The sequence below is a fragment of the Actinomycetes bacterium genome, from assembly GCA_035489715.1.
GTDB lineage: Bacteria > Actinomycetota > Actinomycetes > JACCUZ01 > JACCUZ01 > DATHAP01.
The window spans coordinates 1-7,601 of record DATHAP010000052.1 but is presented as its reverse complement, the minus strand read 5'-3'; the positions used below and the strand labels follow the sequence as shown (position 1 = coordinate 7,601).

Sequence of the window (7,601 nt, the reverse complement as noted above, 5' to 3'; positions counted from 1 at the left end):
CATGTCCTTGACGTTGGAGATCTTGTTGTTGACGATGAGCAGGTACGGGTCTTCGAGGACCGTCTCCATGCGCTCCGGATCGGTGACGAAGTACGGCGAGATGTAGCCCTTGTCGAAGCGCATGCCTTCGGTGAGCTCGAGCTCGAGACCGAAGGTGTTGCTCTCCTCGACGGTGATGACGCCTTCCTTGCCGACCTTGTCCATCGCCTCGGCGATCATCTCGCCGATCGACGGGTCAGCCGCGGAGATCGACGCGGTGGAGGCGATCTGCTCCTTCGTCTCGACGTCCTTGGCCATCTTGGAGAGCTCTTCGCTCACTCGCTCGACGGCCTTCTCGATGCCGCGCTTGAGCGCCATCGGGTTGGCACCCGCGGCGACGTTGCGCAGACCCTCGCGCACCAGCGCCTGGGCCAGGACGGTCGCGGTCGTCGTGCCGTCACCGGCGACGTCGTCGGTCTTCTTCGCGACCTCCTTGACGAGCTCCGCGCCGATCTTCTCGTAGGGGTCCTCGAGCTCGATCTCCTTGGCGATGGAGACGCCGTCGTTGGTGATCGTGGGGGCGCCCCACTTCTTCTCGAGGACGACGTTGCGGCCCCGCGGGCCGAGCGTGACCTTGACGGCGTCGGCGAGCTGGTTCATGCCCCGCTCGAGCCCGCGCCGGGCCTCCTCGTCGAACGCAATGATCTTTGACATGCGGTTTCCGGTCCTCCCGATCGGGGTGGATACGGATCCGGGGGCGCCCGCGACGGACGGTCGGCCGGGCCGGCGGTCGTCACCGGCGCCGGACGGCCTCACCTGGCCGGATCCGGTCGTTCTGTCACTCTCACGTGTCGAGTGCTAGTCCCATGATTAGCACTCAGCCCCGGGGAGTGCAAGCGGAGCCGGGTGATCCGACACATAGCCTGGCCGGGTGCGAGCCGCTGCAACCGTCCTGGCCGTCGGGGCGCTGCTCGGCGGCACGCTCGCCGCGTGCGGCAGCGGTCCGGACGAGCCCACGGCCGCCCGGGACCGCCGGCCGACGGCCACCGCGCCAGCGGCCACGACCAGCCCGACCGGCTCGACCAGTCCTACCAGCCCCACCAGCCTTGCGGGGACGCCCCCGGTCGCCGCCTCGCCCGCGCAGCGCCTGGCCATGTCGTGCCGGGGCCACGCCAGGCCGACGGTCGTCCTGGTCAGCGGGCTCGGCGCCTCCCGGCACACCTTCGACGGGCTGGTCACGGACCTCGCGCGTCGGCACCGGGTCTGCTCGTACGACCGGGCCGGTCTCGGGGACAGCCCGCCGCTGCGGCGGCGCGAACCCGACCCGTGGCCGGGCAACGCCGCGGACGAGCTGGCCGCGACGTTGGTGGCGCGCGGTGAGCAGCCGCCCTACGTCCTGCTCGGCTGGTCGTACGGCGGGCTGGTCGTCCAGGCCTTCACCGAGCGCCACGGCGGCCTGGTCGACGGGCTGGTGCTCGAGGACTCCTCGGCGGCGGAGCAGTTCGTCGACCGGGCCTGGGACCACATCACGTGGGACGAAGGCGGTCGGCTCGTCGACACGCGGCGCACCGTCCGGGCGCTGCGGGCGGTCGATCTCGGCGGCCGCCCGACGGTCGTGCTCAGCTCGGACGCGATCACAGGTGCGGCCGGTCGACTCTGGTACCGCTACCACGACCGGCTCGCGGCGTCCTCGACCGACGCCGTGCACGTCGAGGTGCTCGGCGCCCCGCACGCCGTCCACGAAGGCAACCAGGCGATCGTCGCGACGGCCGTCGACGCGGTGGTCGCCGCCGTGCGGGACGACGCGGCGCTGACCGGCTGCCGCCGCACGTTCCGTCCGGTCGGCGGCCGCTGCCTGGGCTGAGCCGGTCGTGCGCCACGGGCCCGGACGCACGAAGGCCCGGTCCCCACGGGACCGGGCCGTCGTCGACGCTGCCGCGCAGCAGCGGTGCGCGCTACTGGACCGCGCGCACCGAGTCCGCCTGCGGACCCTTCTGCCCCTGCGAGATCTCGAACTCGACGCGCTGCCCCTCCTCGAGGGAGCGGTAGCCGTCCATCTGGATCGCGCTGTAGTGGACGAAGACGTCCGCGCCACCGTCAACCGCGATGAAGCCGTAGCCCTTCTCGCTGTTGAACCACTTGACGGAGCCCTGAGCCATTTCCGTTACTCCTGGTGCTGAGCCGACAGGACCCGCACGTCGCGGGCCCCGGGTCGTGCTCGTACCAAGGCGTCGTGGCTCGACCGAGCGGCAGCGTAGTGGCGCCCGTCACGCCCAGGGGGCGATTCCGTGACATCGGGTGATGTCGTGGTCCGGGCGGACCACAAGGTCCACCCGGTCAGCCGAGTCCCGTCGCACCGAAGGCGTCCGCCGAGGCCGGGATGGTCGCCGCCGGCCCGACGTGCGGCGCCACCGCGTCGAGCGTCTTGAGCCCCTCGCCGGTGTTGAAGACGACGGTCTCGGCGTCCGGGTCGATCTGCCCCGACTCGAGCAGCTTGCGCAGGGTCGCCACGGTCACGCCGCCGGCCGTCTCGGCGAAGATGCCCTCCGTGCGGGCCAGCAGCCGGATGCCTTCCACGACCTCCTCGTCCGACACGTCCTCTACGGCACCGCCGGTCCGGCGGGTGGTGTCCAGGACGTACGGCCCGTCCGCCGGGTTGCCGATGGCCAGCGACTTGGCGATCGTCGAGGGCCGCACCGGACGTACGACGTCGTGCCCGGCCTTGAACGCCGCCGACACCGGGGAGCACCCGGACGCCTGCGCGCCGAAGATGCGGTACGGCGTCGGCTCGACCAGGCCGAGGTCCCCGAGCTCGCCGAACGCCTTGTCCACCTTGGTCAGCTGCGACCCCGACGCGACCGGGATGACGACCTGCTCCGGCAGCCGCCAGCCCAGCGCCTCGGCAACCTCGTAGCCGAGCGTCTTCGAGCCCTCGGCGTAGTAGGGCCGCACGTTGACGTTCACGAACGCCCAGTCCTCGTGCTCGCCGGCCAGCTCGGAGGCGACCCGGTTGACGTCGTCGTACGTCCCCTCGACCGCCACCAGCGTGCCGCCATAGACGGCCGTCGTGACGATCTTCTGCTGCTCGAGGTCGGCCGGGACGAGCACGACGGAACGGATGCCGGCCCGCGCCGCTGCGGCGGCGACCGCGTTGGCCAGGTTGCCCGTCGACGGGCAGGCCAGCGTGGTGAACCCGAGCTCGCGCGCCGCGGCCAGCGCCACGGCGACGACCCGGTCCTTGAACGAGTGGGTGGGGTTCGCGCTGTCGTCCTTGACCCACAGCGCGCGCATCCCCAGCGCCCTGGCCAGGTTGTCGGCGCGGACCAGGGGCGTGCAGCCGGGCTCGAGGTTGGCCACCTCGCGCACCGTGCTCGGCACGGGCAGCAGGGACTGGTAGCGCCAGATGTTGCGCGGGCCGGCCTCGATGCTGGCCTGCGTCACCGTCCCGAAGTCGTAGGACACCTCGAGCGGGCCGAAGCACTCGGAGCATGCGTAGAACGGGCCGAGCGGCTGGGTGGCGCCGCACTCCCGACAGGACAGCGCGCGCGCGGGCCCGAGGTCGGGTGCGGGGGTGGGGCCGGGGGTCGTCGACACCGTGGGTACGGCGGACAGGCTGGTCGTCACGTTCGATCGCGTCCTCTCCTCATCTGTCCCGGACGCGAGCTGCGCCGGGTCGGAGTTGGCACCGTGACCGAGTGCGAGTCGGTGCGGTTGCCGGGGCGTCAACGGGCCGTTCCCTCTGCCCCTCTGGATGAGCGGTCTTCAGTTGTGCCGACCACTGTAGGAGCGCCGCTCGCCCCGCGGACCGCCCCGTCCGCGGCCTGAGACGGCACGATGTGGTCGTGCGACGGGCGCTTCGGGTGCGGCAGGTGGCCAACTGGGTCAACCTGTCGACCCCGTTGGGACTGCTGGTCGCACGGCTCGGCCGGGCGCGGACCGCGGCCGGGCCGGACGGGCTGGTCCTCGCCCGCGGCTACCGGCTCCGGGTCCCGAGCGCACCGGCGTTCACGGTGGGCAACGTCGTGCTGCTCCGGGTGGACGACGACGTCCTCGGCCGACGGCCACGACTGCTCGTGCACGAGTCCCGGCACGCGACGCAGTACGCCGTCTGTCTCGGGCCGCTGTTGGTGCCCCTCTACGGGCTGGCCGCGGTGTGGTCGTGGCTGCGGGCGGGCGACCTGGCGACGTACAACGTCTTCGAGCGCCTCGCAGGGCTCGAGGACGGCGGCTACCGGCGCCGCGACGCCGAGGTGCATGATCAGCGGCATGGCTGACCGCGCGGCCGGGGCGACCGGCGACGCCACCGGTGCCGACCTGCTGGTCGCCTCCAACCGCGGGCCGTTGTCCTTCGTCGAGTCGGACGACGGCTCGCTGGTCGCCAGCCGCGGCGGGGGTGGACTGGTGTCCGGTCTTTCGTCGATGGGCGAGGGCGAGCACGGCCACGCCGACGTGGTGTGGGTCTGCGCCGCACTCTCGGACGGCGACCACGCCGCGGCCCGGCGGGCACCCGAGGGCCGGCTCGACCGGGACGGGCACGACACCGGCGGGCTGGCCGTGCGGATGCTCGACATCGACCCGGCGGTGTTCCACCGGGCCTACAACGCGGTCGCCAACTCGACCCTCTGGTTCGTCCACCACCTGCTCTACGCGACGCCCACCGCGCCGGTGTTCGACGCCGGCTTCCGGCGCGAGTGGGCCGACTACGAGTCCTACAACCGGGCGTTCGCAGAGGCGCTGTCGGCGGAGGCCGCGCCGGGCGCCAAGGTCCTCGTGCAGGACTACCACCTGACCCTGCTGCCGCAGCAGCTGCGCGACCTGCGGCCCGACCTGCGCATCGCGCACTTCTCGCACACGCCGTGGGCGCCGGTCGACTACTTCCGGCTGCTGCCCCCCGACGTGGCCCGCGAGACGCTGCTCGGCATGCTCGGCGCCGACCACGCGGGGTTCCACTCCCTGCGGTGGGCCCGCGCGTTCGCCGACTGCTGCGCGGAGGTGCTCGGCGCCGACGTGGAGGACGGCACCTCGGTGACGTGGGGCGGACGCACCACCCACCTCGGCGTGCACCCGCTCGGGGTCGACGCCGACTCGCTGCGGGAGCGCGCCGCCCAGGACGACGTCGAGGTGCGGCTCGGCGCCCTGCGGCGCAGGCTGGGGGACCGCCGCGCGATCGTGCGGGTCGACCGCACCGAGCTGTCGAAGAACATCGCGCGCGGGCTGTACGCCTATGCCGAACTGCTGCGCAGGTACCCGCAGTGGCGGGGCCGGGTCACCCACCTGGCGTCGGCGTACCCGAGCCGGCACGACCTGCCGGAGTACCGCGAGTACACCGCGACGGTCCAGCGGATCGCCGACGAGATCGAGGACGAGTTCGGCACCGAGGACTGGCGCCCGATCGTCCTCGACGTGACCGACGACTACGCGCGGTCGCTCGCTCTCTACCGGGTCGGCGACGTGCTGCTGGTCAACCCGGTCCGCGACGGCATGAACCTGGTGGCCAAGGAGATGCCGATCGTCTCGGAGCACGGCTGCGCGGTCGTGCTGTCGGCCGAGGCCGGCGCGGCGGACGAGCTGGGCGAGGACTCGCTGCTGGTCAACCCCTTCGACGTCTCGGGCACGGCCGACGCGCTGCACCGAGCACTGTCGATGGACGCGGACGAGCGGCTGGCGCGCAGCACCCGCCTCGCTTCGGTGTCCAGCGGGTTGCCACCCTCCCGGTGGGTCGCCGACCAGGTCGCCGCCCTCGACTGACGCTTCGCCTGGACAGTCGGCCGCAGGCTGGGGACCGACCGGGGACCGTGTTCAACCCGACGGTTGACAACGCCGGCGAGCCGGTCTACGGTTTCTTCAACCGATCAGTTGAGGACGGACGCCGTGACCGACCAGCTCTCCCGGGTGTTCGCCGCCCTGGCCGACCCGACCCGCCGCGACATGGTCGCCCGGCTCACCGCCGGCGACGCGACGGTCAACGACCTGGCGGCGCCCTACGCGGTGACCGTCCAGGCGGTCTCCAAGCATCTCAAGGTGCTCGAGGAGGCCGGACTGGTCAGCCGGACCCGAGACGCGCAGCGCCGCCCGGTGCACCTGGAGGCGGAGGTCTTCGACCTGATGACGAAGTGGATCGAGAGGTACCGCCGGCAGGCGGAGGAGCGCTACCAGCGCCTCGACGAGCTGCTGGCCGAGATGAACGACACCAGCGACACCGGCCGCACCGGTGACACCCAGCCCGCACGACAGGAAGGAACGGCATCATGACCACCACGAACCCGGCCCAGGCGACCATCGAGGCGGACCCGCGGGTCCCGATCATCCGGATCACGCGCGAGTTCGCCGGCACGCCGGAGCAGCTGTTCCGGGCGCACACCGACCCGGACCTCTTCGCCCGGTGGATCGGGCCGCACAACATCACCACCAAGATCGACCACTGGGACGCCCGCGACGGCGGCTCATGGCGGTTCGTCGGCATCCGCGGCGACGAGGAGTACGCCTTCCGCGGCTGCTTCCACACCGTGAGCCCGGAGCGGATCGTGCAGACCTTCACCTGGGAGGCCATGCCCGACGGCGTGTCCCTGGAGACGTTGCGCTTCGAGGACCTGGGGGACGGACGCACCCGCCTGGTCGCCGAGTCGCTGTGCGACAGCTTCGAGGGCCGCGACGCCTGGCTGGCCAGCGGCATGGAGTCCGGCGTCAACGACGGCTACGCCAAGCTCGACGCACTCCTCGGCGACGGGGCCGTCTAGGTGACCGACGTGTCCCTGGCGGCAGCGGACCCGGCCGAGCGGCACCGGCGGATCGCCGGCGCCTTCTCCGACCGGGTCCGCGGCACCACCGACTGGTCGGCGCCGGCGCCGGTGGACGGGTGGACGGCCCGCGACGTCGTCAGCCACCTGGTCGAGTGGTTCCCCGGCTTCCTCGCCATGGGCTGCGACGTGCGACTCCCTACCGGCCCGCGCGTCGCCGATGACCCGGTCGCGGCCTGGCAGGTCCATGCCGACGGGGTGCAGGCGGTGCTGGACGACCCGGCATCGGCGGACCGCGAGTACTCCAACCCGCACACCGGCACCATGCCTCTGCCGCAGGCGGTCGACCGGTTCTACACCTCCGACGTCTTCATGCACACCTGGGACCTGGCCCGCGCGTCCGGCCAGGGCGAGCGCCTCGACCGCGACCTCTGCGAGCAGCTGCTCGCCGGCATGGAGCCGATCGAGGACGTGATGCGCTCCTCGGGGCAGTACGGCCCGCGGGTCGCCGTCCCGGCCGACGCCGACGTCCAGACCCGCCTTCTGGGCTTCATCGGCCGGGACCCTGGCTGGCCCCACGGCTGAGCCGGGTCAGCCGAGCTCGGCAGCGAGCGCACCGAGCAGCGCGGCGACGCCCTCGGGTCCGTCCACCACCAGGTCGGCCCGCTCGGCCACCGCGGTGACCTCGGTGGACCCGCTGCACACGAGCAGCCCCGGCAGGCCCAGGCTCCGCTGGTGCTCCACCTCGTCGTAGGCCGGCAGGTCGCCGAGATCGTCACCGACGAAGACGACGGCGGAGGGGCGACGCTCCTCGACCAGCCCCCGGAGCGCGGCACCCTTGTCCGCACCGGCCGGCCGCAGCTCCAACACCAGCCGGCCGGGCTC

General features: G+C 72.6%; 10 protein-coding genes and 1 riboswitch. Of the genes, 6 read left to right on the top strand and 4 right to left on the bottom strand.

What is annotated here, in order from left to right; all coding sequences use genetic code 11:
- Positions 1-693 (bottom strand): chaperonin GroEL (gene groEL / locus VK640_04600; protein ID HTE72464.1); only part of this gene is annotated, 693 nt, incomplete at its 3' end.
- A gap of 217 nt (positions 694-910) precedes the next feature.
- Between groEL and VK640_04595 the strand changes: the two genes are divergently transcribed.
- Positions 911-1,843, top strand: a complete 933-nt coding sequence (locus tag VK640_04595; GenBank protein ID HTE72463.1) for an alpha/beta fold hydrolase — start codon at positions 911-913, stop codon at positions 1,841-1,843.
- Positions 1,844-1,934: 91 nt separating this feature from the next.
- On the opposite strand, the gene VK640_04590 is transcribed toward VK640_04595, so the two are convergent.
- The gene (locus VK640_04590; protein HTE72462.1) at positions 1,935-2,138 is read right to left on the bottom strand and encodes a cold-shock protein; all 204 of its coding nucleotides are present in this window, start codon (positions 2,136-2,138) and stop codon (positions 1,935-1,937) included.
- Positions 2,139-2,316: 178 nt separating this feature from the next.
- Positions 2,317-3,573 carry a threonine synthase gene (thrC, locus tag VK640_04585; protein ID HTE72461.1) on the bottom strand — a complete coding sequence of 419 codons (1,257 nt, stop codon included), beginning with the start codon at positions 3,571-3,573 and terminating at the stop codon, positions 2,317-2,319.
- 46 nt (positions 3,574-3,619) lie between these two features.
- A riboswitch (SAM riboswitch) is annotated at positions 3,620-3,737 on the bottom strand.
- Positions 3,738-3,821: 84 nt separating this feature from the next.
- On the opposite strand from thrC, the gene VK640_04580 reads away from it, so the two are divergent.
- The 5 genes from VK640_04580 (at position 3,822) to VK640_04560 (ending at position 7,301) form a co-directional block, all read left to right on the top strand.
- Positions 3,822-4,253: a hypothetical protein gene (locus VK640_04580; GenBank protein HTE72460.1), complete on the top strand. Its 432-nt coding sequence runs from the start codon at positions 3,822-3,824 to the stop codon at positions 4,251-4,253.
- Positions 4,246-5,727: a trehalose-6-phosphate synthase gene (locus VK640_04575; protein ID HTE72459.1), complete on the top strand. Its 1,482-nt coding sequence runs from the start codon at positions 4,246-4,248 to the stop codon at positions 5,725-5,727. The genes VK640_04580 and VK640_04575 overlap by 8 nt, the downstream gene beginning before the upstream one ends.
- Before the next feature lie 123 nt (positions 5,728-5,850).
- Positions 5,851-6,231 carry a metalloregulator ArsR/SmtB family transcription factor gene (locus tag VK640_04570; protein HTE72458.1) on the top strand — a complete coding sequence of 127 codons (381 nt, stop codon included), beginning with the start codon at positions 5,851-5,853 and terminating at the stop codon, positions 6,229-6,231.
- Positions 6,228-6,716, top strand: a complete 489-nt coding sequence (locus VK640_04565; GenBank protein ID HTE72457.1) for an SRPBCC family protein — start codon at positions 6,228-6,230, stop codon at positions 6,714-6,716. The genes VK640_04570 and VK640_04565 overlap by 4 nt, the downstream gene beginning before the upstream one ends.
- A 9-nt stretch (positions 6,717-6,725) precedes the next feature.
- Positions 6,726-7,301: a TIGR03086 family metal-binding protein gene (locus VK640_04560; protein HTE72456.1), complete on the top strand. Its 576-nt coding sequence runs from the start codon at positions 6,726-6,728 to the stop codon at positions 7,299-7,301.
- A gap of 6 nt (positions 7,302-7,307) precedes the next feature.
- Here VK640_04560 and VK640_04555 read toward each other — a convergent pair.
- Positions 7,308-7,601, bottom strand: a 294-nt coding sequence (locus tag VK640_04555; GenBank protein ID HTE72455.1) for a trehalose-phosphatase, incomplete at its 5' end; no start/stop codon positions are given.